The sequence below is a fragment of the Paenibacillus sp. AGC31 genome (genome assembly GCF_057334655.1).
The window spans coordinates 86,296-111,596 of sequence record NZ_JBHFJH010000029.1; the positions used below are offsets into that span (position 1 = coordinate 86,296).

28 protein-coding genes are annotated in these 25,301 nt (G+C 40.2%); all 28 read left to right on the forward strand.

The genetic code is table 11. The features are described 5' to 3' along the window. Nucleotides 1–16 precede the first annotated feature (16 nt). The 28 genes from ACE04G_RS16830 to ACE04G_RS16965 all read left to right on the forward strand — a co-directional run bounded on the left by ACE04G_RS16830 (nt 17) and on the right by ACE04G_RS16965 (nt 25,269). Nucleotides 17–661 carry a hypothetical protein gene (locus ACE04G_RS16830; RefSeq protein WP_443146661.1) on the forward strand — a complete coding sequence of 215 codons (645 nt, stop codon included), beginning with the start codon at nt 17–19 and terminating at the stop codon, nt 659–661. After that, nucleotides 661–3,456 carry a DEAD/DEAH box helicase gene (locus ACE04G_RS16835; protein WP_449005047.1) on the forward strand — a complete coding sequence of 932 codons (2,796 nt, stop codon included), beginning with the start codon at nt 661–663 and terminating at the stop codon, nt 3,454–3,456. Before ACE04G_RS16830 ends, ACE04G_RS16835 begins: the two co-directional genes overlap by 1 nt. 160 nt (nt 3,457–3,616) lie before the next feature. After that, on the forward strand, nt 3,617–4,243 hold the full coding sequence (locus ACE04G_RS16840) for a YecA family protein (protein ID WP_449005046.1): 627 nt from the start codon (nt 3,617–3,619) through the stop codon (nt 4,241–4,243). A 172-nt stretch (nt 4,244–4,415) separates the two neighbouring features. Further along, entirely contained in the window at nt 4,416–4,760 is a 345-nt protein-coding gene (locus ACE04G_RS16845; protein WP_105410463.1) for a pepsin/retropepsin-like aspartic protease family protein, read from the forward strand. Nucleotides 4,761–4,772: 12 nt separating this feature from the next. Next, nucleotides 4,773–5,384 (forward strand): phospholipase D-like domain-containing protein, encoded by a 612-nt coding sequence (locus ACE04G_RS16850; RefSeq protein WP_449005045.1) that lies wholly within the window; start codon nt 4,773–4,775, stop codon nt 5,382–5,384. 36 nt (nt 5,385–5,420) lie between these two features. After that, nucleotides 5,421–5,819, forward strand: coding sequence for a hypothetical protein (locus ACE04G_RS16855; protein WP_449005044.1), 399 nt, complete (start codon nt 5,421–5,423; stop codon nt 5,817–5,819). Nucleotides 5,820–6,712: 893 nt separating this feature from the next. Next, entirely contained in the window at nt 6,713–7,969 is a 1,257-nt protein-coding gene (locus ACE04G_RS16860; protein ID WP_449005043.1) for a replication initiation protein, read from the forward strand. A 216-nt stretch (nt 7,970–8,185) separates the two neighbouring features. Further along, nucleotides 8,186–9,232 (forward strand): TIR domain-containing protein, encoded by a 1,047-nt coding sequence (locus ACE04G_RS16865; protein WP_449005042.1) that lies wholly within the window; start codon nt 8,186–8,188, stop codon nt 9,230–9,232. Nucleotides 9,233–9,652: 420 nt separating this feature from the next. Beyond that, entirely contained in the window at nt 9,653–9,967 is a 315-nt protein-coding gene (locus ACE04G_RS16870) for a hypothetical protein (RefSeq protein ID WP_449005041.1), read from the forward strand. Nucleotides 9,968–10,616: 649 nt separating this feature from the next. After that, nucleotides 10,617–11,174 carry a hypothetical protein gene (locus tag ACE04G_RS16875; protein WP_449005040.1) on the forward strand — a complete coding sequence of 186 codons (558 nt, stop codon included), beginning with the start codon at nt 10,617–10,619 and terminating at the stop codon, nt 11,172–11,174. A 33-nt stretch (nt 11,175–11,207) separates the two neighbouring features. Further along, complete coding sequence (locus ACE04G_RS16880) at nt 11,208–11,726, forward strand: hypothetical protein (RefSeq protein ID WP_449005039.1); 519 nt, start codon at nt 11,208–11,210, stop codon at nt 11,724–11,726. Nucleotides 11,727–11,746: 20 nt separating this feature from the next. Continuing rightward, complete coding sequence (locus tag ACE04G_RS16885; protein ID WP_024634259.1) at nt 11,747–12,127, forward strand: PadR family transcriptional regulator; 381 nt, start codon at nt 11,747–11,749, stop codon at nt 12,125–12,127. 14 nt (nt 12,128–12,141) lie between these two features. Continuing rightward, on the forward strand, nt 12,142–12,786 hold the full coding sequence (locus ACE04G_RS16890; protein ID WP_449005038.1) for a hypothetical protein: 645 nt from the start codon (nt 12,142–12,144) through the stop codon (nt 12,784–12,786). A gap of 89 nt (nt 12,787–12,875) precedes the next feature. After that, complete coding sequence (locus ACE04G_RS16895) at nt 12,876–14,831, forward strand: ATP-dependent DNA helicase (protein ID WP_449005037.1); 1,956 nt, start codon at nt 12,876–12,878, stop codon at nt 14,829–14,831. A 13-nt stretch (nt 14,832–14,844) separates the two neighbouring features. Further along, a complete protein-coding gene (locus ACE04G_RS16900) occupies nt 14,845–15,567 on the forward strand; it encodes a metal-dependent hydrolase (RefSeq protein WP_449005036.1) in 723 nt (240 codons plus the stop codon). Nucleotides 15,568–16,103: 536 nt separating this feature from the next. Continuing rightward, nucleotides 16,104–16,625, forward strand: coding sequence for a hypothetical protein (locus ACE04G_RS16905; RefSeq protein WP_449005035.1), 522 nt, complete (start codon nt 16,104–16,106; stop codon nt 16,623–16,625). A 52-nt stretch (nt 16,626–16,677) separates the two neighbouring features. Next, nucleotides 16,678–17,394, forward strand: a complete 717-nt coding sequence (locus tag ACE04G_RS16910) for a hypothetical protein (protein WP_449005034.1) — start codon at nt 16,678–16,680, stop codon at nt 17,392–17,394. A 19-nt stretch (nt 17,395–17,413) separates the two neighbouring features. Then, entirely contained in the window at nt 17,414–18,151 is a 738-nt protein-coding gene (locus tag ACE04G_RS16915; RefSeq protein WP_449005033.1) for a hypothetical protein, read from the forward strand. Between the two features lie 55 nt (nt 18,152–18,206). After that, nucleotides 18,207–19,205, forward strand: coding sequence for a hypothetical protein (locus ACE04G_RS16920; RefSeq protein ID WP_449005032.1), 999 nt, complete (start codon nt 18,207–18,209; stop codon nt 19,203–19,205). Nucleotides 19,206–19,306: 101 nt separating this feature from the next. After that, nucleotides 19,307–19,648 (forward strand): hypothetical protein, encoded by a 342-nt coding sequence (locus ACE04G_RS16925; protein ID WP_449005031.1) that lies wholly within the window; start codon nt 19,307–19,309, stop codon nt 19,646–19,648. Between the two features lie 113 nt (nt 19,649–19,761). Beyond that, the gene (locus tag ACE04G_RS16930) at nt 19,762–20,703 is read left to right on the forward strand and encodes a hypothetical protein (RefSeq protein ID WP_449005030.1); all 942 of its coding nucleotides are present in this window, start codon (nt 19,762–19,764) and stop codon (nt 20,701–20,703) included. 60 nt (nt 20,704–20,763) lie between these two features. Then, entirely contained in the window at nt 20,764–21,057 is a 294-nt protein-coding gene (locus ACE04G_RS16935; RefSeq protein WP_449005029.1) for a hypothetical protein, read from the forward strand. Nucleotides 21,058–21,290: 233 nt separating this feature from the next. Continuing rightward, nucleotides 21,291–21,605, forward strand: a complete 315-nt coding sequence (locus ACE04G_RS16940) for a helix-turn-helix domain-containing protein (protein WP_449005028.1) — start codon at nt 21,291–21,293, stop codon at nt 21,603–21,605. 348 nt (nt 21,606–21,953) lie between these two features. Then, nucleotides 21,954–22,547: a hypothetical protein gene (locus tag ACE04G_RS16945; RefSeq protein WP_449005027.1), complete on the forward strand. Its 594-nt coding sequence runs from the start codon at nt 21,954–21,956 to the stop codon at nt 22,545–22,547. Between the two features lie 258 nt (nt 22,548–22,805). Beyond that, nucleotides 22,806–23,006, forward strand: coding sequence for a hypothetical protein (locus ACE04G_RS16950; RefSeq protein ID WP_449005026.1), 201 nt, complete (start codon nt 22,806–22,808; stop codon nt 23,004–23,006). 357 nt (nt 23,007–23,363) lie between these two features. Then, nucleotides 23,364–24,251, forward strand: a complete 888-nt coding sequence (locus ACE04G_RS16955) for an ATP-dependent DNA ligase (RefSeq protein WP_449005025.1) — start codon at nt 23,364–23,366, stop codon at nt 24,249–24,251. Between the two features lie 74 nt (nt 24,252–24,325). Beyond that, nucleotides 24,326–24,994 carry an SOS response-associated peptidase gene (locus ACE04G_RS16960; RefSeq protein ID WP_486094555.1) on the forward strand — a complete coding sequence of 223 codons (669 nt, stop codon included), beginning with the start codon at nt 24,326–24,328 and terminating at the stop codon, nt 24,992–24,994. A 119-nt stretch (nt 24,995–25,113) separates the two neighbouring features. Further along, on the forward strand, nt 25,114–25,269 hold the full coding sequence (locus tag ACE04G_RS16965; RefSeq protein ID WP_449005023.1) for a hypothetical protein: 156 nt from the start codon (nt 25,114–25,116) through the stop codon (nt 25,267–25,269). Nucleotides 25,270–25,301: the final 32 nt, after the last annotated feature.

Consider the following 25,301-nt stretch of genomic DNA (forward strand, 5'->3'; position numbering starts at 1 on the left):
TCAGGAGGTCATATAAATGAAATTTATGGAGTTTCGACATAAGGATATCTATGTAAAAGTACACACATCACTCATTGTAACTCGTGAAGTCTTTGAAAAAGAGAAGAAACTTCGGGATGAACTAGTGTATGCCAATGTCATTGATATTGATTCCAGGGTACAGGCTGTATTTGCCCAGTTTCATTCCGCAAGAAAAGCAAGTGACGTGTACTTTATGTTGATGCATGCACCAGGAATCGGAGAAAAGAATTATGATAAATCATCGTTTTCTGTCCGCCCTGCAGGAAAGTATAAACATCAGTCACAGCGTGAAGATGAGACCTTAGTATCCGGGGTTGTTGTTAGTGAAAACGCCCTACAGCGACAACAAGATGGATATATCATCTTTGCATGGGACGGGAATATAGAAGAGAAATTGTTTTGGGCGATGGATAGCTACTATGAGACTCCACTGCTGAGAGAATGGACAGCGTATCTCATGGACATGTTGATCGAGGACAAACGTTTTGTTCCACTCACGGTGTATGATTTTGATGGGAATTATTCCGAATTGGTAGTGTACGATCTAATCGCTAACGAGGATGTATTAGATGAATATGTTACCCGCGGATTACAGAACGGAAAGATCACATTGACGGAGATTGAACAGGAGGCCATATAATGCAAACAGAAAATCAGATTGCAGTCCTAGAAGATCGTCCACTTGAGACCTTAGGTGACATTCAGAGTATAAGTGACTATTTGCACATGTTTGGTCCTGATTTGATCAAGCGCCTAAATAGTGAGTATATCCCTGTTCATCATCCTGGTACAGATAGTCCCTTAGAGGTCCTCGAAGAGATTAAACGGCCTTTATTTAATGCTCAAGCCCATGTGGTCACAGCTTTAATTAAAGGGTTCCAGAAGCACAAAAGGCTCTTTTTAATAGGAGGCATGGGTACCGGCAAAACTGCTATATCCATTTCTACTTTTTTTTCACTTATACGCGAGATGTTGAAGGGGACAGGTAGAGTCATTTACATGGTTCCAAATCATCTGCTAAAGAAAACGAAGCGAGAAATCTCTATTTTATTGGATAAGGACTTGTATGAAGCTCGTTATCTAAAGAGTTATCAGGATGTGATTCAACTGCGGGACAGCGGGATCATGAATTCGCCCCCAACCAAAATGGAAGTTTATATCATTGCCAGAGATACGTGCAAACTCGGTTACATGTATGAACCTGTAGCGAAGTGGGTTGACCGTACATATGAGAAACATGTTGGTCATGGAGAGCAAAAGGAATCTTTCATGAAGACCAGTTTCAAAGGATGGGTTTGTCCTGATTGTGGCGGGCAATTGATGAAAAAGGAAGAGGGGGATGCCGTCCCTCTGGAGTACGATGATTTTTATAATAAACATGGTAAACCTGCACGTCGGAAGTATAATCTCTCATGTTCAAATCAGCTTAGATTATACAAGAATGCAGATCCAGATAAAGATGAGTACCGCGAGTGTGGTGCACGTCTGTGGTCGGCAAAGAATAAAAACAAAATGAACATTGCTGGAGAACGCGTTAAAGTGTCTGGGGCAGCACCCCGAAAGGTTTCGCCTGCAGATCTGTTCAAGCGCTATTTCAAACGTAAATTTGATTTAACAATCGGAGATGAGTGCCACGAACTCACTGGTGGGAGTGCTCAAGCCCATGCATTTCATGTGCTTATGGGTTGTGCCAAAAATACAGTCGCTATGACCGGTACTCTGATGAATGGTTACGCGAGTAACTTGTTCGAACTGATCTTCCGAATGTATCCTAATCGGATGAAGCATATGGGCTTTATGTGGGGTGACGTCGGTAAGTGGATTGATCTTTATGGTGTTAGGGAAAAAACGACGAAGATCAAGAAAAATGTAGAGTTGAATAGTTCAAGTAATGGCTCATCGGTGAAGGTGAGCACGAAAGAACTGCCTGCAGCAGCTCCTCAGCTCTATACAGATATCTTAAGTGATGTATCATGCTTTATTCAGATGTCTGATATGTTTGAGGTTCTGCCTACACTTGATCAGGGGCCTATGTTTGTGGACATGGAAGGTGAAAGACGTTTTGTAAATAACGTCACTAAGATTCATAAAAGACCAGGTAGCAGACGACGTCTAAAAAAAGGGATGCGGCTAGTGGCTCCGTCCTGGTATCTTCAGAATAACCTAGATATAATCTCGAACAAACTGAGAAGCGCGGTTGAGAAGGAACTGGCGGTGGGACAATCAGTTTTGTTAGGGAGTTTGGTGAATACATTACTGTCTTATCCCGATGTTCCTTTTAACTTCAAAGGTGTTTATCATCCGGACACAGGTGAAGAGATCGTTTCACCAATGTATCGTTTAAGTGACCGGGTAATCTATCCAAAAGAGCAGCAATTGCTTAAATTTGTAAAGTCACGGATTAGAGCGGGCCGTAAGGTAGGTATCTATGCAACGTATACCGGAAAATTGGGTACTCTACAGCGATTACAGTTGCTGCTGGAGGAGCAAAACATTAAGACAGCAGTTCTTGAGTCTAATGTTGAGGGTCCGGAGCGAGAAGAATGGATTGCACAAAAGGAAAGGGAAGGGATACAAGTCTTGTTGACGAACCCGATACTTGTGAGTACGGGGCTGGATCTACTTGGCTTCCCTTCACTGTTTTTCTATCAGACTGGTCATCGTTTGACGATTGTTCGTCAAGCAAGTGGAAGACATTGGCGCATTGGTCAGAAAAACGCTTGTGAGACTGTCTACAGTGGGTACAAAGGGTCTATGCAGGAACTTGCCATTAATCTAATGGCAACTAAAATGAACGCAGCCTTAGCCCTTGAAGGACAGTTTAGTGAGGATGGTTTATCCGCATTGACGGATAGTTCTGGTGGTGGTAGTTTGGCTAATGAGTTGGCTAAACGTTTCATTGGAAATAAAATAGATGGTGTAGAGAGTGCAGAATCTATTTGGGGAAAGATGACCATAGATGCAACTCAATTTGCGACTCAAATTGAGTCGCCCACTGTCGGTGAAGTTGTTGAAGCAGCAACTGAAGAAAGTATTATCTGCGAATTGTTTCCTGTCAGCAATTGCTATCACGGAAAAACGCTTGAGGATGCTATATTGAGCTGGGCTAATGACCATATTCCAAATGATCTTGTTCCTCGTTTCACGAAACAAATTGAATTTGTTTCACAGCATGTTTTACGTGGAGTAGAGGGGCTGTCGTACTCAAGAGCGTCACTCGTTGGTGATATGGAACTGGTATGGGATCCATCTGCCATAAGAGGGGATGATACAGCATTCCGTAGATGGGCGTTTAATCTGACGAATATGCCTGTACAGGTGAGAGCCGGTACAGATGAATGGACTCCGTCAGTTGTTATCGAAGGAAAGAAAGGGAAGACGAAAAGAAAGAAAATCTATAACGTATCTGAAGGTCAAATCGCTTTTATTTTGTAAGCATTAGTGGTTGCTCAGATCCCCTCCCATTTTCTAATAGGGTGGGGGATTTTTTATTTCAATTCATTAATTAGAGCTGTTTACAAATTGTTATATGAAGTATTGTTTGTAGAAAGTATAATATATTTGTTCGTATTTTATTTTGAAGGAGAGATTCTAAATGCTAGGGAGAAATGATATTTGTTTATGTTCAAGTGGAAAGAAGTATAAGAAGTGCCACGGCAATGATGAGGTATATAACAAAGAAATTTTAAATATTCCATTTGAACATCCTCAGAAAAAAGTAATTTGTGATACATATGTAGCAATAAATGAGGATTTTAGACGTAACCCTAATCCTGGATCTTGCCATATCACATCGAGCGTGATGTATGTACTACTGCAAGAGCAAAACGTTGAATGTGAAGTATGTATTGGAGAAGTTGAGGTGCCTGGCTTAGGTTATTTTGATCATTCTTGGATTGAGATAGATGGGGCACCTTTTGATATTGCTATTCAATTGACGTTGGATGAGAAGCGACATTCACGAGTGTATGCTGGACATGATTTAAATGAATGTTCAATTGATCCATCTATGGTGAATTATCGATTTAGTAAAGATGGTTTAGATAATAGAGTTGCTGGAGAAATCTATAGAACACCATTAACAAACTATCTCGATAATGCACCGGATCAGCGGGGGTGGGAAACAATTGAAAGAATTGCATCGAAATTGGGAATTGATATTAGTCGTAATGTTTTAAGAGAAAAATATAAACACACTGGACGTAAATTGATAGAGGTATAGATTTAAAGTAGAAGACGAACAATCCTAGTGGTTGTTCGTCTTCTACTTTTTCGATGTACAAAGCAATTAGATTTTTTATCATATATTAATTAGTTAATTAATATATTGTTTGGAGAAAATGAAAAACCGTTATATGATAAAAATATAACTTGAATCAGGGGGAACGAGAATTATGAGTACAAAACAGAAAATTTATCCAACTTGCAATCTATGCGACAAATTAAATGCAGATATGACCCACTGTGCAATATATGGACCGGTATCATTAGCAGAAACAAACAACACAGCCATCGGAGCTGCTTGTACTAAATCTGGTGATTATGTGCGTTTATTGCATGCTGTACCTAATGATTTTAATTATGGCTTCACATCTGATGGTAAGACTATAGATGAAGCTGCTGACGAGGAGTTGTTGGTCTATGATGCCGGCAAAGAACTTGATGGTTTTAAGTTGAAGCACGGACTTACTCTTCAAGAATGGGCAGAACAAGCATTTTCAGAGAGAAAAAGAGATTAGGGGATGTCTAATATGTTTATCCGTTCAAAAGGTGTTCTTGCTTTGGGATTATTATTTTTTCTAAGTGCAGGTTGCTCCTCAACTGATTCATTTGATCGAGTAAGTACGATGTTTACTTCTTCTTTTTCAGATCCAGAGCAATCGGTGAGTATTCAGTCCTCTAACATTGAATATGCTTTTACTCAGAAAGATCAGCATCCGGAAAAACTTCTTATCCAGGTGATTGATGATGCACAAGATACTTTAGATATCTCAATCTATAGTTTGACTGAAAGAAACATTACGAATTCAATAATTAATGCTCATCAACGTGGGGTAAAAGTTCGAGTTATTACAGATCGCTCTCAATCAGAAGGTGAAGCACAAGCTAAAAGAATACATCAGCTTTTAGATGAAGGTATAGAGGTAAAGGAAAATACACATAGTGGTTTGATGCATCATAAAACAACGATCGCGGATCGTTCGGTTGCTACTACGGGTTCGTTTAACTATTCAGCAGCTGCCACAAAATATAATGATGAGGTCCTGGTTGTGATTCATGATAATGCTATTGCTGAATATTGGTCAGACGTTTTTCAAGAGATGTGGTTGGATCAAGAAAGGTATGCTGCAATATCTTTGTAGCTATGGTTCCAAAATTAATTCATGAAGGAGATAGGTATGAATATTACTTCTATTAATCAGTTAGTCTCACATGGGTGGACGTTAGAAGTGTGGAGAGCTCGTTATGGGGGAGACGTGTGGGCGATGATTGGCCCTGCAGATTATGTTGATCAATTACGTGATATTACAGGTGGTGGAGATATTGAAGCAGTTGAGCTTGAATGGTATTTAGATAATAAAGGATCGTGGATTCCAGCAGGACAAGCTAAAAATGTTGGTGAAGCGCTTAATAAACTTGAAAATAAGATAGAGTTACTTGTTGATAATAATGATTGGAAAGATGCTGTTCATTCTGTATACCTTCGAATTATTGAGGTGAGTGATGGATCGTATGGTTTAAAAACAGCTACAAATGACCTGAATGAGAAAATTTTTTATCGGCCACAAGGCATCTAATGTTGATTAGAAAGTGCGTGGAAATGATTCTAAGCCTATGTGTTGAAGCATAAACTACTGAAGGATGTAGCTGTATTTCATGAGGTAAGAGTGATATTTGTATGAAAGGCCACACGAAAAGGGTGACTTAGGACTTTATCGGAATCTATTCTTCTTTAGATATATATTTTTATTATTTTAGTTTTTATTTTTAATGTTTTGCTTGTTTAAGAGATTGATAGAGTAAGGCCACGACTGGCTTGAAGGACCCTTAATGCCACATGTAAGGGAGTAAAGGGCCACAGATATAGGAGTTAAAGGCCACACATACAATTCCTAAGAAGCCACACCAAAGGGAGTCAAAGGCCACACGTAAGGGATAAGCAAGGCCACATTAACGGGAGTAGGGTATTAAAAGATTAGCAAATGTTGGGGATAAAGCAACTCTATACTCCTCTTTGTGTGGCACTTTAAGTTAAAAAAATCGCCTCATAAGGTAATTTATTCAGCTTTGATACACACTTCACTCCTTTTGGTGTGGCAGTTTGTTTCTAAAAAGATGATAACGGCAAGGTAGTTTCCTTAGCATAAGAGATAAAGCAAGATGTGTGGATATTTTCTAATATAACTCCTTTATATGTGGCCTTAGGAGAAATGTAGTGCAAAAGGCCACATACAAAGGAGTATCATTGCGAGTTATCCACAATTTTAACGAAAATAACTCCCTTTTTTGTGGCCTTTGTTCAAAATCGGTGTTGTTCGGGTCTTTTCTTCAAGGAAAAACTCCTTTTTGTGTGGCATTTGAGGTATTATCCCCTCTTTTATGAGTACAGAAAGGCCACAAGAAAAGGAGTGGCTAATACACTGATACTACCATACAATCTAATTATCAAAGATATAGTGAGGATAATAACATGGGTGAGGATAACCAGTTAGAATTTGAATTTGAACTTGATACGATCTCAGACCACTACATTGTCTCCGAGTCCAATGCATTGATTGAGGCACGGACAAATTTAACTTTACATGAAGAACGATTGATATATATTTTAGCCTCACGGATTCATCCGGAAGATACGAGTTTCAAGACACATCATTTCCGAGTGAAGGATATTGCTGAGAAGCTGGGCTTAACTGAGAAAAACTTCTATAAACGGGTTCGGGAGATCATCGATAGTCTCCAGGACAAGAAAGTAGTAATAGAGGAACGAAGTATGAATTCCACCTTATCGGCACACTGGCTTGCTGCTGCACGATATTATCATGGTAAGGGTATGATTGAGCTGGAGTTTTCTGAGATGCTGCGGCCTTATTTACTGCAACTCCATCAGAACTTCACTAAATTCAAGTTATGGAATGTACTCTATTTGAAGAGTTTCTACTCCTCTAAATTGTACAAGCTACTTAAACAGTACCTGCCTCTGCAAAAGCGTAAATTCACCATGGAACAGTTGCGGGACAAACTTGAACTGGAAGAAGGGAAGTATGTAAAGTATAGCCATCTCAAAAACCGGATACTTCTTTCATCTCAGGTGGAACTCGAAGCCAAAACAGATATACGATTTACTTTTGAAGAGATTAAGAGTGGTGCAAAGGTGATAGGAATCATATTCCATATCTTCCCTAACCATAAAGGAGAACGGGCTAGCCTTAATGATGATGAATACATTGATAAGGAAGATACGCTTGAGCTTCTAGCCAGGTTTGAAATTAAAAAGAAACTCGCTAAAGAATTGCTTTCTAAACATGGCGAAGAACACATACGGGCAAACATCAAATATGTGTACGAAAAAAAGCGTAACATGGAAGTGAGTAATATATCTGGATACATCATTAGGGCTATTGAAGAAAATTATGCTGATGCCCTAAGAGTGTTTGATCCGGAAGATGATGATGACATACAAACCTCCATCCGAATGTTAAATGACCGCATTGGAAGATATATTGTTTTCCACGATCAGTGTATCAAAGAAGGAATGGAAACGGAGCAAGATGGAATTCGCGGAATGCTTACGAAGATAATGCAAGAGATAAACAAGGCTTCAGAGCAACGGTTACTTCATAATAAGAGACCTCTGGTAATCGAAGACTTTTACCACCACCGGGCTAAAGAGGCTTTTACATTTTTAGCTGTTCAAAATAATTCCCAGTTACAATTGGAATTGAGTTGATTAAATAAATGATGGAGATCCTAGTGGTTTCCATCATTTTTACTACTAAGACGTATTTAAGTTATATATTTTATCACATGCTAAATGTATATGTATTTTTCATGATAGAACACTTCGTCAGTCAAAGCATTTATATATCTGTTCAATTGTCAAAATATAGAATTTGGTATTTAATATAGAGAGTAAATTAATTTAAAATAGTGAGGACGATAGAGAATGAGCAAAATTTTTATAAGTCATGCTTCAGCAGATTGGAAATTCGTTAATACGTTGATGGATTTATTTCAGAATCAATTCAACCTCACTCGTGAAAATTTTTTTAACACCTCGGATGAGGAGCTTAAGATAGGTGGGAATTGGGTCGAGCAAATTCGGGAAGGGATGCAAGGAGCAGATTTGATCATGCCTATTTTCACACCAAGTTACTTTCAAAGTAAATTCTGTATTTGTGAGCTTGGTGCTGCTTGGGTCAATCAAGCTAACCTCGTACCATTAATTGTACCACCCCTCACTTATAGGGCTTTAGATGAAACCCCATACAGATCAGTTATTCAAACGATATCCTTGGGTAATCGGGAGGGGCTCACAAAGCTATGGGATGCTTTTACAGAAAGAGGAATTGGTCAAAATACAAATATGACTCGGTTCTTAAAGCGTGCGGAAGACTTCCAGACTGACACTCTTGAACCATTTATTGAAGAAATGAGTACTAGAGAGATTGTTACCGTATCATTGGTAAGAGAATTAAGAAAACAAAAGCAGTCAGCGGAAGAAGCATACGAACAAGTGGAAGATGAGTTGACTGAGCTGCGTGCTGAGAATAAGCGTCTTCGTGAAATGAAAGATGCTAATGAAGTAAAAGTCATGGATGATGAGAAGATGGATGAATGGGATACCTTCTCGGAAGCTGTTGAGAAGGTTATAGAGTCTATGAAATCACTAAATAAAACAGTTTGTAGCACACTTTATTATACGTATAACAATAAACCTTTTACTGGAGATCAATACACTAACGGTATTCTTTCGAATTTAGAAGGGCAAGGACTGACCAAATGGGATGATGGATGGTATGTGGATGAAGAGCACCCATCAATCCGCGATGCTGAGACTATTTTAAATAACTTGGCTAAAGTGATTAGTAATTGGCATGATACTATTCAGGATCGATTCCATCGAGAGAATCCAGGTATACGTTTTGGTCTTCAATTTTCAACTTGCTGGGAGGAACTTTTTGGAGTTAGTGTAATCCCTTCAGAAGTATGATTCAAGAAGTCTTTGGAAGCCGCATATCTGCGGCTTTTTTGCTATCCATAGAATGAAACTCACAATTGAGCACTAATTCCAATATATTAATTAATATATTGGAATTAGTGCTTTTTCGTTATATTATTAAATAATCTGATCTATTTGCATAAGGGAGGCAGGTAATTGATCGAGATTACTACCATAGTATGGCTGTTTACACTGCTAGTATTCTATTTGGTAGTGAAATATGGAATTATTTCATTTCTAAAGGTCAAAAAGAGCGCAAGATCATAGGTAGAGGTGACAAGTCCGACCATTTAAGCAAGCAAGGGAACATCGAACCATGTACCATTTTACTATTATTGTAAGTAAAATGGTTCATCTAATAGAATTATGAAATAAGATGAGTGATGTGATCAACGAGAAAAGAGGAACGAGATGAGCTTGGATATTCGGTTAACCGTTGAAGATGGAAAGAATGAGGGTGATAAGGATACCAGGCATAATCTAAATCGAATGTGGAAAGAAGCCGGAGTATATGAGGTTCTTTGTGAATCGGATGGAAAAATCTCGATAGAGGTGTTTCCAACACTTAAACTCGGATTAAAAAAGTTGCTTGCTGAATCTCAGCGACACAGGAAGTTCAATCTCTTAAGTACAGCGAGCACTTACCGGATCGCTGTACTATGGCTTTCGGTCCTTATAGAAGAATTTCATAGGTATCCGGACGGGGTCATTACAATAGACCAGTAAGTAGTTTTCTATTTTTCCATGAGGAGCAGCAGGAGAGAGGCACACTTGCGTGTTTTAATCTTACGTGTTTACACGCATCATTTTTTTCTAATGTGTCTCTTCGGCTACATGACAGCGAGGTTCCTGTTACGACATCTGAATCATTATATGTTTACGTACGTTCGTTGCTGCACCTTGGGACGTTCATTTCAGATTCACTCCACTAGTACCTTGTCTCTTCATACGGGGACCATTTGCGCGGATTTAGTTTCCCTTAAGGTAGATAATCTGTATCATGAACAAAGTTACATTATTTTCCAGATCGGTTTTCCCTTTGTGACCCGGTTTTCGCGATCCAGCCGCGCCCCCATTCTATCGAAAATTGTTACTTTGTTCGTATATAGAATCAGAATTCCTGATCTGATATAGATACGTACTTAGCAAAAGAATAGATACGGATACAGTAACTAATTTTGCTGTTCTGTTTCTGAGTTCGAACCTAGATACAGAGAACAGTTGGGTTTAAAGGGAGAGGGGAGATACGAATATAGAGGGGAATGATGCAAAGGCGGAATCAACTTACGTGTTAACACGTAAGTTGTAATCACGTAAGTTTGTGGTATACTTGAGTTACCCAATTCTTCAAACAACTTTATAAGGGGTGTACATATTGAAAATTGAACCGGTTTCAAACCTTGCACGTCTTGCCCAGTGGAACTTTGAGTCAGCATCTGTAGCGTTAATCGTAGAACATATTGAAGAACATAAGAATATCCTCCTTACCGGGCCAGTAGGCAGCGGAAAGACCTCCCTGCTGAAGGATTTGATATCACTTACTGATCCGGAGCTTCATTTTGGTTACCTTTATCGAAATGGGACTAATGCAACAATTAATGAGAGACACATCCACCCTTGGGATGCTCATCGGGTTGCCGGAGCAATTAATGTAGATTTCGATCAAGCAGCGAGTGATGAATTAAAAATAGGTAGCATCCAAGCTCCAGACTTTTTTGTAGTAGATGATGTAGGTGCAGAATTCGACTTGATCACGGAGATGCTTACTTCTATGCGTTGCACAGGTACCCTAGCAACAAATCATGTGATCTACAGAGATACCTTCGGTCCAAGCTTTTTTAGAAGACAAAAGTACTATGATATGGTCATTAAATTGGAGAAGTATCACCAGGGTGGTGCAGTGTATACTGCCAAGCATCCCCAGTTACGTTAATGCTCATAACTCAAACCGGAAGGAGACCTGAATGTGTCTCTCAAACTCAGAACATATCTTGAATTTTTAGAACGGAATCCAGGTAAGGCTGAACTCACTGAGTACATGAGTGGTCTGACAGATTCGAACCAAATTGAATTTAAGAACCTGGTCTTGTTTAGCTACTACGGCATGGAACAACTGGCCAAGACAGAAAAACTTCATAAGATCATTGACTTTTACATCACAACCTCTACCATCGTTGCAACCATTGGATCTTTAGTTTGTACTGCAGTTCTAAATAATTTGTTTTTTGAATTTGGTTCAGCTGGTTTCATAGCGATTTTTGCTTTGCTCAATCTAGTTAGCTTAATGTTTGTTTTGCACTACCAAAAAAAGCCCATTTATGTGGCTCAGAACACGATCTGGCAGATTACCATCAAACAGTATTTACACTGGCTAGCACGAGATTCTGAAGACTTTACTACCATTCTTAAAGAATTCACTGACCAGTTTCCTGAAAAGAAATCAGATAAGTTCATGAAGTTGATCTTCAAAAAACTCGTTCAATAAAACAAAGGAGGCAAACCTGCATGCGCAAAGATACAACCAAAATTGATAAACAGTCATCCTTAGGGCATGTGGTCAAAGTACAGCAAGTTATCGACTTTTTAGTTCTGGCCGAGTTACAATCCGGACGGCGATTCGGTAAAGAACTCGATCAAGTCATTACCAAAACATTGAAGGGAGTGGGAGTAAACGACTCCTACCTCACCCAAAGGCTTAAGAAGCTTGCTGAAAAAGGCCATGCTCATAGTTATTGGGAAAGCGAGAACCGTTATTACCGCTATTACGAAATCACGGAGTCTGGTATTGAATATTTTAAACAGCTTCAGCGAGATCTTCCAGACCGGGTCTCATTAGCATTACGCGTTTATAAGGCGTTTGAGTCCACATTGAAAAAGTATGAGTGAAGGGACGAATACCATTGGAAAGAGATTACAAAGAAATAGTAGCCGAGCTGAAACGTACTTTTGCCAATGGTACAGTTCAGTTTCGCAGTGATAACAATAGACCATATATACCGAACCAGGTGTACACCGATCGGGTGGAGTCAGCAACTGAAAGCCGGTGGAACTTAGAAATCAAAGAACTTGAAATAAATGTTCCTTTTCGCTATGTAAAATCTATTGTGCGTGTGGAAATTGACATACACTACAGAGACGGATATGGCTTTGCCGTCATTCCAGGCGATCCTTCTGCAGATCCAAAAAATATCACTACTGCTGTAGACCAGGCTGTGAACGAAGCCTATCTTACCGCCTTAGATACTTATCAAATGGGTTGGCGCGATCTGGCTCCATACAAAAAGAACGATTGGGCTGGTAATCCTGCTCTGCAGCACTTATTGGAACATATGAATCCTAGCAATCAAACCACAGTCGTACTTTCAAAAGAAGCATTTAATCGTACATGCTTAGTATGTAATAAAGTGCTCACTGCAGATGAATGGGAACTACTGAGTCAGGTCCCTAACTTAAACCGCGAGAAAATGACCTATTGCTTTGAACATATACCAGACCACCTGAAGCGTAAGATTAATAAGGATACTTTGAGAAAATTTGAAGCATAAACAGCAACAATTCCAGTGGAAAGGATTACTTTCCGCTTCTAATTTGTTAATATATTAGTATATTAATATATATGATAGGATGATGAAAAATGGACGATTTCATTCAACGCGCATTTGGGGCAGATGGGCATCTGTCTAAAATGATAAATGGTTATACGCCCAGGGCTCCGCAAATCATGATCTCTACGAAAGTAGGACATGCACTTGAGAAAAGTGAACATTTGCTTTGTGAAGCAGGAACGGGAACCGGTAAATCATTGGGTTATTTAACACCCGCTGCACGCTGGGCCATTCAAAACAAAAAAACAGTCATCGTTTGTACCCACACAATTCCCCTCATGACACAAATCGTTAATGTTGAACTCCCCCGAGTAGCAAGCATCTTAGAAATGGAAGACATGAAACTCAAGTATCAATTGGTAAAAGGTAAGGATCACTACCTCTGTCATACAAAGGTAGAAAAGCTGTGGCAAGAAAAACTTTTAAGTGCGGATGAGGATGCAAAAGTCATCCAAAAAATACATTCCCGTATGAGCGGCGATGGAATTGGAGAACGTACCGAGCTTGGGTTTGATGTCGAGGACAAACTTTGGCGGCAAATTAGTGCATCCAGGTGTCCTGCCACCTCCAAACCAGACAATTGCATGCTTGAAGTACTCAAAGGACAGATGCAAAAAGCCCATATCATCGTAACCAATTTCGCATATTTCTTTAATGATTTGAAAATGAGAAAGAAAACCGGCGGAAATGGCTCTTTACCGCCCTATGATGCAGTCATTTTTGATGAAGCTCATGAAATTGAGGATGTATGCTGCAAAGTTTTCGAGAAAGAAGTCAGTGTAGAACACTTCGAAAACTTATTTGAAAACCTATATAAACGCAACTCAGTAAATTCACTCGGATTGGATCAACAGATGGAACTGAATGAGCTGCGGCAAACTTTTCAAAGACAGATTGATGATGTGTACCAAGTAGTACTCGATCACATGAAGAACGAGGATGGTAAACAGATCGCATTTAAACTGTTGAACCAGGGCATTGAGGTATCGGAAGTCGTTAGCACACTCGGTGCTTTTATCGAGAAGGTTAAATCTTATCGCTTAAAAGGCGTTTCAGACGTATTAGAGCGCATGTTTGAATCGAACGATGACTTAGACTTCATTAGCTCAAATGAAAGGAAATCATGGGCATACTGGGCCACGATTGAGAGCAGAGGCCAGCTTATACTCCATGCAGCTCCGCTCTATCCAAAAGCTGTCTTGTCTAAAGGTTTATTCGATAAAGTGACTGTTGTTCTTGCCAGTGCCACGATGTCTACGATCACATCCAATGGTAAAACATTCGCATTCTACGCTGGTCGTGTTGGGGCTAAAGGTTATGACTACAGTAGCATTATCGTTGACAGCCCTTTCGACTATAAGAATAAAACGATGATTATCTGTCCGGACGACGCACCAGATGCGAACAGCTCTAACTACAACACGTACCTCGGTGAAAAGTTAGAAGAGATCCTGATGTATACCGGTGGCCGCATGCTAGTTTTGTTCACAAGCTTTGAAACCATGAACCAAGTCGCGAAATCCATAGAAAGTTTCTGTGTCGAGAGTGGGTTGAATCTGTTGATTCAGTATCCTGGTTGCGATCGAGAGTTCATTATTAAGCAGCTGAAGACGGAACCTCGGACAGTGGTGCTAGGATGTTCTAGCTTTTGGACAGGCGTAGACGTACCAGGAGATGCTTTGACGACCGTTGTCATTGTAAAGCTACCTTTTCCTATGCCCAATGAACCTTTAATCCAAGCACAGCTTGCTGTGATAGAAAAGGCAGAGCGTAGCAGTTTCTTCGATTATATGTTTCCCAAGATGATGGTCAAACTGCAACAAGGATTCGGACGTTTGAATCGATCCATGCAGTGCCAAGGGGCTGTCATCATCCTGGATAATCGTATGTACACCAAAAGGTACGGAAAGATGATAATTAAGACTTTGCCAACATGCAAGTATTCGCGTAACGTGTCCGATTTGGTACATATTCTACCTTGTTAAGGGGGCAACTCAAATGATGGGACGATCCCATTTTGTCATTAGCACAGGATTAACAATGTCCGCGCTAGCTATCTTCAATCAGCCTATTACTATTCCGGCAATACTCATAACGGGGATAAGTGCTCTATTACCGGATATTGACGAACCCAACTCTTTAATAGTCTCAAGAACACTACCAAAGGGGCTCATACGTCTTCTGCAGCTCTTACTCATTGCAACCGGTGCAGTCGTCTTCTTTTCCGGTGTCATGCCTTGGCCGTGGAATATAGGAATAGCGATCGCAGTTGGACTGTTCTCCTTTCTCCCCCTCCGCACACTCCGGAACATGTGCATGGTGGGGATCGGTACAAGTTTGATCGTAGTTGGCCAAGGTATTGCCCCTTGGAATTACATTATTGGTGCTTTACTTGTGGTTTGTGTCTTTCTTCCACACCGGGGACTCACCCACACCATCTACGGACTTGGTATCTGGGCAGCCATCTTATATTTTGCTTCACATGAAGTAAGCAGTGCTATATGGATTGGGGGCAGCTTATCCTATGCTCTACATCTGTTAGCAGATTCCCTCACGAACCGGGGGATACGCCCACTTCCACCATTTAAGTACCGTTTAAAGTTTAACCTCATGAGTACCGGTTCACGCTGGGGAGGGGTTGTGGAAGGAGCATGTATCGGTCTTACAGTAATCATTCTAGTTATTACATTCTACACCGGGAGATTCCAAATTTATTGGTAAAGGACTCACCCCAAATATCTCCTGTTTTGCAGCCGGAGGCGTTGTGCGCAAACCCTATGAAGAAGCATCAAAACCCTGTATAGCATCTTCTTACTCGGATTACTTCGGGCAGTTGCACCATTATCAAAATTTATGAGGTGAAAAAAATGTGGTTTTGGAAAAAGAAACGCAGAAAAGCTATGTCAGAAAAGGCACCTATTATCGAAGCACTCAATACTCCTCAGGTTTATAGTAAGCCTCCCCCTCCCCGTATAATTGTCACAGATTGTTCGTGTAGTGACAAACAGCAGGTGTGGACTTTTGATCAGTCATTAGGCTGTTGGTACGTGGAACGGGAATGTGAACGGTGCGAGTATTACTGGGAAGGGCCGGTGTACCTCTACGATGATCCTAATAAACTGGGAAACACGTTGGAATAGGGGCTCATGAATTAGACCGGATGCAGAATTGACTCTAGATCCGGCAAACAGCAAAGACCATGGGGAAGCAACTGTAACTTACAATGAGTCATTAATTTATAAAGGAGTGACGCTCGTATGGGACAACAAGTATATCTATCGACTAAAGAAGCAAGTTGGATAATCAGTTTATTAGACTATCATGACGCACCTGTCAGTAATGATGACAAGTTAGTTTTAACGAAAATTCGAGAGAAAGCAAATTCAGTAGCAGTGAAAGCCAATAGAGTCAGACGTGGCCCAAGAGACTATAACGGGCTTTCCGGATTTCTCGCACCAGATGGTGTATTTCATGAGTGTGCTTATCAGGAGCATAAAGACCTGGCAGTGAGACTTGTGGAGCAATACAAAGTAGAGCTTTTTGAAGGTGACACTAACAAGGTACCAAATTTCATAAAGTTTGGATGCCTACCATGGGTGGACAAACAGGGGAATTCTGGATGTCATGTGCTCGGTCAGAATAAACCAACAAATGAACAAGTGACATGGCTACTTATTAAACTGGATCGAATGACAGACGTACAGCAGCGACTCATTCTTGGAGAATTGCATCACTGGGACATTGATGTATCTGACAGGTTAACCGCAAACAAATTGTAATTTAGTACGACTTAATTACAACAATAAAAATTCCAGGAAGAGGGTTTTGAAGATGAGTGTGAATTTAGATAACCAGAGTTATAAAGTATTCGACTTAATCGATGATGGGCAGATACTCTGGACGGCAGGCGATCAATTACTATTTAACTATCCAGGGCGATCTGAAGACACGAGTACTGCAATTACAATCTGTCCAGGTAGCGGTATTGAGAATATGCTAGTTCGTCCAAATAGCGGATTAGAGAAAATACTCCTAACCTTGGAACAAGTCATTGTTAAGAATAAAAAATTAACTGAGGATGCATCAAACTCCCAAGTTTCAATTCATGGACATACGGATCTGACCAATGCAGAAATGGATAGGGACAAAGCTATTCAAGAACTGAGAGATTATAAATCTAAACGTGGTGAAAATCTATGCGAAATGCTTGACGCACAAGCAGAAGCTAATCGACTCAGATTGGAACTTGAAGAAGCAAAGAAAGCTCTTTTACGAAAATCAACGATAGAGCTGGAACGGACGCTTCTGGAGATCTGGTTAGCGGCAGGTATTGAGGAAATCTACAAATACAAAAATATTATAAAGGCCTACCGGCGAGAAGGACTTACAAGATTTGACCTTATTAATGACCTTACATATCGGTTATTCCCTGAAGTTGAAGATACCGCTAATCATCACGATGCTGCTGCAGAAGACTTCAAGGTGAGGGTAGATGAACTCTTGGCCGCGAGAGAATTAATTCCTTCAATGAAAACACAGTCACTATAACAGGAAGGTGTGGTGGAGAATGAAAGAGACTGAACTGTTCTTGCCAGTGAAATCCTGGCTTGAATATGGAGGTAATTCTGTTTTCTCAGAGGTTCAGCCTAAGAGGGGAACACTCCGCAGGGCCGACTTGCTTGGGCTACATGGCCCAGTTGATACGGTAGTTGAACTTAAAACATCACTTTCTCTCGTCTTACTGGACCAGTGTGTAGGTTGGAGGGAGCACGCCAACCTTGTTTACGCTGCTGTCCCTGCTCCGGTAAGATACGTGCACGGTCAGCTCATAAGTAACTTTGTGCCAGAGCTTGCGCTTGAGATTATGAAAATGTATGGGATAGGTCTTTTATATGTGTCAGAGGAAAAGGTACACAACGTCATTAGAGCAAAGCTAAACCGCAAAATAAAGCCAATTCTACGCGAAGCTCTAACGGAGTATCACTTGACCCACTCACCGGATGCAGGAAGCAACAAAGGCGGTCACGTTACCGCATATCGCACTACCATACTCAGGGTCAGGGAATTTCTTGAACGGATGCATGACCGCTATGATCATGAACGTGCTAACTTAAGATGCCAGGATGGATGGGTGTCACTGCCGGATCTACTGGAGAGGTGCAGTACGCATTATTCATCGCCAAAAAACAGTCTTGCTGCTGCGCTATCAAATTATGAATCGGAATGGTGCGAATGTATGTTAATCAGCGGGAAGAGGCACTACAGACTTAAGCCAGATTTGTTGTCAAAACGATCGAAGAGTTAATTGGACCTACGCATCACAGCCCAAACTTTCAAGGTTTAGGAGAGGAAGAATTACCATGAATATAAACACCATGCCGGATAAACAGCTAAACGCAGCGCTTGCCGATTTGACTTCATTTGAAGGTATGGATGAATATGATGAACCCTGCTACACCTATAAATGCTCCGCTTCACTGAAAATTCAAAGTAAGGCCCTTCAAGTAAACGCTGAGAGTTATGTAACAAATTTATCCAACCTGATGGAGGCGAACATATTCTACAGTGTGGAAGGTCATATGGCGCCGGAAGGTATCGCTTGGTTGTTAGACGCTACTCCTTTACAGCGGGCAACGGCTGCTTATATGACACTACTGGAGGCATCACACCCTCAAGATTGGGAGAACGAATTTAAGCCAGTAGAGTTGACTAAGAATACATTTGATTTATGGATGGTGTGGGACAACCAGGAAGGCCTAATGTGTGTGGCGGAATACAACAAGGCTTCTGAAGAGTATGAGGGGAAAGTTGAGGCAGTGAAGAACGAGTTTTCTTCTCATGGATCTGAAGGAGAGGGACGCATCGTACTTGCCAGAATTGAAAAGCAATCTTTTGTGAGTACCGAGAACGAGCCGGAGAATTCGCACCATGTGATTGTTTGGAACGAGTATGAGCGGAAAAATTCACCAGATGTTGAGGTAAGTCAGCAGCACATGAAGATTGAAGAGAGAACTATGTTCAAATTCCCACGTCAATCAGATCAAGATGGTCGATGGGTTATCAATTTTAAGTATTTTGATGGATTAGTGAAGGAACTGCATGAAAAAACTGAGCAAATTTTGCTGAAGGTCAAATCGATGACTGCAGGCGGTGAATTGGATGTAGGTGGAGAAAACAATTGTACAACAGCAGGAAAGGACATAACTAAAATTATGCCCTGGATATGCATTAATTGTAACAATAAGTGGGTAGACAGCCTCCTCATCTGCTGGGAAAACTGTCCGGAGTGTGGCGGTGAATCTCAACATGAATCGGTTAGAGAGTTACGAAAAGATGATGAATGGTACACAGAGGACTGATTAGCTGCTATCTTATCAGTATCTGAACACCATTGCCCTACAATATTTAAATACTATGGAGCCCGTCATTCGTTTGACAGGCTCATCAAGGAGAATAATAAATGAATGATTTAAATTCAGACAAGCCATTTGGTAGCTACGCAGCTCATCAACCAAACTATGAAGATTTCCAGCAACTCGGTAAGCAGGATGACTATATTTTTCAATCGTTAGTGCATCTCGGAAATGCTTCTCATCAAGTATCATGGGGAATAACAGTCCTGGAATATACGGATGTACCTGTGGAACTGCAAGAAGAAATACGTCAGCTTCAGCGGGCTATTAGAAACGTACAAGAACAACTCAGAGCACGTAAAGATCCAGGGGATGGCCAAAAACCAGTAAATACGAATTCAGAAATAATCCTCAATGCTCGGCCCTTTATTGTAGTACCTGAGAAATAATTAAATCTTCATCGGTGGTAATTAACATTTGCATACAGGCATGTATGGTGCAGCTACCAGGTATGACTATGAAGGTCAAACTTAATTGTTTTATATATCAAAGGAGAGTTCGCATGGAATACGCAGTAATTGATCGCGATGGCAGCAAGCACTTGGTGCATGTTTCCGAAATTGAATACCTTCAACGTTCCAATAGTTTGATTGAGATCGCTCCTCACAAAAAGGACGAGTTTCACATCGTTTTCGGTGTATATAAACCCCAGTCTGGAATTGCTATCTCCAGTGAATTAGTTAGTATTCAATCCATTTTCCAACAAACTATCGGAGAGAGATTGGTTTATCTTCAGGGTCCATACTGTATTCAACTACAATTGGTGGACATTCAAGTTTATACTGCTTTTCAAAGCGGCGTTCCTTTTGCAGCTTTAGTTGAAGGAGAGATTGAGCTAAATAGAAACACCCTTTCCTCGGTTAAGCACGACGATAATATATCTCTCCAAGATAATATCTTGAATAGAGAAGGTATTTTCTCACTTGAACGAATGGTAATAGGACGAAATTTCACTCTTGAAGATTGGAAAGCAGTGGCGGCACTAAATGAACCCTCTCAACGTTCGGATCAGTCAGAACGAGATGAGAGACGTATAGATACCAGAGAAAATAGATTACAAGAGGTGTTGCAGAAGAAGAAACTTAACTCACACACCCTATATGCATATATATTGACACACACCTACGGCATTGATGACACCATATGCATAATGAATTCATCTATTGAACCACAGGTCATGGAAATTTTAATTGCTTACATTCAGTTGCAAGCTTCTGACATTGACCCGCATTATGGAATGTCGGAAGACGAGGTTATGGACATAGTTCTCATGTTGTATGACAACCCCGTAGAGATTACTGAATATGATCCAGATATATGTGAAATCGATATTTTTATCAATTGGGAAACATGGTGTGGATATGATAAAGATATTATGAATATGGAACTCTTCAGCCATGCTGGACTCCCGTCTGTGCTACGTAACGTTCTGTCGAATGCATAATAAGTCCATGGAGGAAATATAAACCGTGAAAGATACTTAAACAGATTAGGGGATAGTTGGATGGACAAAGAAGGACTTTGGTTAGTTTACGACAATGAAATGGGTTTAATTTGTATTGGAGATTACGATTTATGTAATGCTGAATACAAAAGGTATGTAATTGAAGCAAAAGACTTTGTCGGAGCATTGGATCAGGGGATATTTATTGATACCACGGTCGAGGGGATTCACCTGGCAAGGGTGGAGAAGAAGTCACATATAGTTGAATTGGACAAGTGGGTTTATGAATGGAAAGAAGAAAATTATGATTCTACTCCCAAATTAGATAATAATAAGCTGCAGCAGGTCACTTGATCTAAAAAATCTTTCGTATGGTTTCATTAGTGAGTTTACCTGCTAGCCCAGAGCCTCTCCAGAGGAGACTGAATTAATCAGTCTCTTTTTTGTTGACTTATAATACGAACGCTATTACATTGAAAGTTAATTACGTGATAATCAAGGAGGGCTTCCAGTTTGGACAAAATTGGTGATCGAGTTCGCATGCTCCGCAGCAGCCAAAAGCTAAGCATGGACGGTTTAGCTAAGTTATGCGTATACCCATTCGAGAGCAGGGTAGCAATGTCATAACAGAATATAAAAGCACCACGAGCGCCTCAATCTCCAATATAGAGAAAGATCGACATAGACCTTCCCTTGATATGGCTATCGCTTTATGTGAGCATTTCAATGTTACTCTGGATTGGCTTATTTTAGGTAAGGGCGAGTCCACTATGCACACTCCCCCTGAACCAGAAGTCACTATTGATTTAATAGAATTAAAGGCACTTATACGTTCAACTGTGATTACTGAAGTACATAAACAGCTACAGGAACGTAGAGATACCATAAAGGAGCTATATTAATGTGTGGTCACGGTTGGGGTAGCTAGTTAATCTAGGTGTATTTGTTTTTAGAAGATAGCAACATCTGGAGTCGCTTAAGTTTAGCGGCTTTTTTATTCTAGTAGCGAAGGTCCACAACGGCCTAGGAAACTCAAGTTATGAATTATGTTATGACAGCAACCATATGACGTAATCCCTTGAAAACAGGGATACAGAGCAAACAGTCTCAAGATCAGACCATGTATTCCTAATCTTTTATTCTTTCAACGAATCCAGATGTTGACTCAAACAGTATAGAACCATTTTTGGCACATCTCAATTTTTAAAAATTCTATAATGAATCTATATTATAGAAGAGGAGAAGTTATTATGATCAAATTAGTTTTATTTAAGTTATGCAATGATACTATTAGATTTGCTGTTAAAGCAAAGTATGTCTGGGCTTTATGGATCACATTATGTTTATGTAGCTTTATTGTTCTTCTGCGATTTAATGTTAATGCTGCTGCTGATTTAGTGATACTTTCATTCTTATTATTCGTTGTAAGCGTAGCCGATCGACTTGTCTATAAGAAAATCACCACCTATGTGATAATGAACCGATTTATGAAAACTCTTCACATGAATCTCCCAGAAGGTACAGTAGATCGTCACGAACTTAAATCAATTGTTTTAGAACTTATAGAAGCACTCGAAAAGGGATCTCGAAAAACAAAAAAAACGTACCGCATGAAGACTCACCAACGAATCTTAGATCAGCTATTAGATGATAAGTTTCAAGAGACAGTCTCAGTAAATTTTGAACAGACCGGAACCGGAATAATTTATGAAAAAGTTGTGATGGTATCATATTCAAGAATATGGAAAAAGAAATACAAGAAAATAAGGACTCTCTTCTTATTAGCTCCGGAAAATAAATTCGAGGTGCAGTTGCAATTCAAAAATAGTATGTTGGTTGATTAAACTCATGTTTCTCTTATAATGCAACCGGCTGGCCAAACCATAGGCCAGCTGGTTATGTCGAATTTGGAAGCACAATTTATCCACATAAGAGTTAATTCTCATCAAGCAGACTCCCAATAATTATCTTGGAAGTCTGCTTTTTTGAGACGTAACCCTTACTAAATGGATTATTAAAGGAACTTTAGCCGAATGGCACGTCAGACGCACGTACTTCAATGCTTCCACTTACTGTACCATATATACCTGTGAGGTGATTTGATGAACAAGATATTAGCGATCTCGGTTTTGGGGATGGGTTCAACTGGTGCTGTTTTAATCATCTCAGTTGCTCTGTTGTTTAACTCTCCAATAGGCAATGTGTTGAAGATGGTTACCGCTGCTTCAGCAGCATCGTTTATTGTATTTGCTGTCTCGGCTTTGGTATTTCGTCGGCGATTAGATGCTGAAAAAAGAGAGTAATATATTTTACTTCCTCACTTTAGGACGAATGATTCCCAGTAGCAATCCTAACAAATGTTTCTACTCAAGAAGAAAAGCATCTCCTCCAACATGCATTCTGCCCTACAAACACCCATGCCAGAAAATAGAATCTTCTGTTTGTGATTCAAACTGCACGTGCCTATTTGGAATATACCCGACCACACCTTCGAAAAGAATTCGATCAACGATTAAACCGGCTAACGTAATTTGATCAACCAAAAATATTCCCGGAATAGATTATGACATATGACTGTACATAATTCTCATTCATCCCAACAATCTCATATAGATAGACTTATACTCCGCATGCTAAGGTTAGGGCGGAGGTTTTTGCTTATGCTAAATAAACCATTAAAACCAATGTTATTACAGCCATTAGTACCTGGTGAGATTAAAAAAGATTGGAAGTCCAGCATTAAGTGGGACGGATTTAGAATATTAATTCATTACGATAATGGTAGTGTACGTGCATATACAAGACATGGAACTGAAGTAACTGAACGCTTTCCGGAACTTCAGGAAATAAAGTTATCCGTTAAAACGGCCATCCTGGATGGAGAATGCATCGCTTTTGATGTTACTCAGCCTACAGATCAGCCACCGAAGATTTGGTGGGACGATGCAATGACCCGTTTTCACACGAAAAAGTCTACCGCCGTCAAATCAATCTGTAAAACATTAAAAGCTCACTTTCCGATATGGGACGTTTTGTGGGTTGATGGCCAGTCGGTAACGACGATGACATTTGATAAGAGGCGTGAACTTCTTCAGACGGTGTTAAACCCATCTGAGACAATATCCATAACACCTTTATATGATGATGGCCTCCAGCTCTTCTTAGGAGTAAAACAACAGGGGTTAGAGGGCATAGTTCAATACAACAGTGATGCACCATATTATTTAAATGCAAGACCAAAAGATGTAATCACAAAAATAAAGGCATATCAATTTGTAACTTGCCAGGTCTCAGCAACTCGAAAAGGAGCATTTGGCTGGGGGCTACAATTGAATGGCAAACACGTAGGGATACTTGAATTCCCACCACACAAAGACATACTGTCTAAGTTTCATTCTCAAGCCAAGAGGCTTGTAAGAAATGAGAATAAGGACTGGATTTATCTTGAGCCAGTTGTAAGCTGCCAAGTTCGATTTCAGTGCTTTACCAAAGATGGTAAACTAAGATCACCAATAATAGAGAAACTAGTTGATTTGACTATAGCATAATGAGGTGCGGAGTCTGGGAGAATAACAATTCCATACCTGGACCTATAACGAATTTTATAGTGAGGTGTATTCGTATGTGCGGCAGATTTACAATTATTGATCCTATTGATAGCATAATGGAACGATACCTGGCTTCATACACTAAAGGTTTTGACTATCGTCCAAATTATAACGCTGCCCCTATGCAGTTTATCCCGTCAATCATTGCAACCAGTAATGGTAATCGCTTAGGTTCACTCCGATGGGGCTTGGTACCTTCATGGGCTAAAGATGACAAAATCGGATCTAAGATGATAAATGCACGTGCTGAGACGCTAAACGAGAAACCTGCATTTAGGCGGCTGGTCAGTACCAAGAGGTGCGTTATTCCCTGTTCGGGTTTTTATGAGTGGAAGAAGGATGACTCCGGAAAGCAACCAATGCGAATCTTAATGAGAGATGGCTCTATATTCTCCCTTGCCGGTCTGTATGACACTTGGTTGGATCCGGACGGAAAGAAATTATCAACGTGCACCATTATCACTACGGAACCCAACAGCCTAATGGCCGAAATCCACAATCGAATGCCGGCCATAATTAGGCCACAGGATGAATCCGAGTGGTTAAATAGAGAAACGGACAATAATAGTGTTACAAGCCTTCTCAGACCCTTCTCAGCGTCAGAGATGCGGGCATACAAAGTCAATTCTTCAGTTGGTAATGTGAGAAACAATAATATAGATCTGATACAGGAAGTTTCTTAGGCAAATTTTTTATCAGATAATGAAGACTCAATACTTGAGTATTGAGCAGTAAAGTAGTACATCGATCTACTACGTACATCATTCTAAGAAGTTGACCGGGAATGAGGAACCTTACCACCATGGAACTTTCAAGTGAACTGGCATTAGCATTAAACCAAGAAGGTTACGAAACGATCAATGACGAGCTGCTTATTGTTTGCGATAATGGGCGGCTGGTTTACGATAATAATTATTGGCGTGCAGAAACGAGCATTGTGCTGGGGGTTCTTGGATAGGCAGTAGAAGAATATGAGGCAGCAGGTGGAGA

Coding starts and splice junctions, on each gene's coding strand:
- ACE04G_RS16830 (WP_443146661.1), top strand. CDS start 17: ATGAAATTTATGGAGTTTCGACATAAGGATATCTATGTAAAAGTACAC.
- ACE04G_RS16835 (WP_449005047.1), top strand. CDS start 661: ATGCAAACAGAAAATCAGATTGCAGTCCTAGAAGATCGTCCACTTGAG.
- ACE04G_RS16840 (WP_449005046.1), top strand. CDS start 3,617: ATGCTAGGGAGAAATGATATTTGTTTATGTTCAAGTGGAAAGAAGTAT.
- ACE04G_RS16845 (WP_105410463.1), top strand. CDS start 4,416: ATGAGTACAAAACAGAAAATTTATCCAACTTGCAATCTATGCGACAAA.
- ACE04G_RS16850 (WP_449005045.1), top strand. CDS start 4,773: ATGTTTATCCGTTCAAAAGGTGTTCTTGCTTTGGGATTATTATTTTTT.
- ACE04G_RS16855 (WP_449005044.1), top strand. CDS start 5,421: ATGAATATTACTTCTATTAATCAGTTAGTCTCACATGGGTGGACGTTA.
- ACE04G_RS16860 (WP_449005043.1), top strand. CDS start 6,713: ATGGGTGAGGATAACCAGTTAGAATTTGAATTTGAACTTGATACGATC.
- ACE04G_RS16865 (WP_449005042.1), top strand. CDS start 8,186: ATGAGCAAAATTTTTATAAGTCATGCTTCAGCAGATTGGAAATTCGTT.
- ACE04G_RS16870 (WP_449005041.1), top strand. CDS start 9,653: ATGAGCTTGGATATTCGGTTAACCGTTGAAGATGGAAAGAATGAGGGT.
- ACE04G_RS16885 (WP_024634259.1), top strand. CDS start 11,747: ATGCGCAAAGATACAACCAAAATTGATAAACAGTCATCCTTAGGGCAT.
- ACE04G_RS16895 (WP_449005037.1), top strand. CDS start 12,876: ATGGACGATTTCATTCAACGCGCATTTGGGGCAGATGGGCATCTGTCT.
- ACE04G_RS16900 (WP_449005036.1), top strand. CDS start 14,845: ATGATGGGACGATCCCATTTTGTCATTAGCACAGGATTAACAATGTCC.
- ACE04G_RS16905 (WP_449005035.1), top strand. CDS start 16,104: ATGGGACAACAAGTATATCTATCGACTAAAGAAGCAAGTTGGATAATC.
- ACE04G_RS16910 (WP_449005034.1), top strand. CDS start 16,678: ATGAGTGTGAATTTAGATAACCAGAGTTATAAAGTATTCGACTTAATC.
- ACE04G_RS16915 (WP_449005033.1), top strand. CDS start 17,414: ATGAAAGAGACTGAACTGTTCTTGCCAGTGAAATCCTGGCTTGAATAT.
- ACE04G_RS16920 (WP_449005032.1), top strand. CDS start 18,207: ATGAATATAAACACCATGCCGGATAAACAGCTAAACGCAGCGCTTGCC.
- ACE04G_RS16925 (WP_449005031.1), top strand. CDS start 19,307: ATGAATGATTTAAATTCAGACAAGCCATTTGGTAGCTACGCAGCTCAT.
- ACE04G_RS16930 (WP_449005030.1), top strand. CDS start 19,762: ATGGAATACGCAGTAATTGATCGCGATGGCAGCAAGCACTTGGTGCAT.
- ACE04G_RS16935 (WP_449005029.1), top strand. CDS start 20,764: ATGGACAAAGAAGGACTTTGGTTAGTTTACGACAATGAAATGGGTTTA.
- ACE04G_RS16940 (WP_449005028.1), top strand. CDS start 21,291: ATGCGTATACCCATTCGAGAGCAGGGTAGCAATGTCATAACAGAATAT.
- ACE04G_RS16945 (WP_449005027.1), top strand. CDS start 21,954: ATGATCAAATTAGTTTTATTTAAGTTATGCAATGATACTATTAGATTT.
- ACE04G_RS16950 (WP_449005026.1), top strand. CDS start 22,806: ATGAACAAGATATTAGCGATCTCGGTTTTGGGGATGGGTTCAACTGGT.
- ACE04G_RS16955 (WP_449005025.1), top strand. CDS start 23,364: ATGCTAAATAAACCATTAAAACCAATGTTATTACAGCCATTAGTACCT.
- ACE04G_RS16960 (WP_486094555.1), top strand. CDS start 24,326: ATGTGCGGCAGATTTACAATTATTGATCCTATTGATAGCATAATGGAA.
- ACE04G_RS16965 (WP_449005023.1), top strand. CDS start 25,114: ATGGAACTTTCAAGTGAACTGGCATTAGCATTAAACCAAGAAGGTTAC.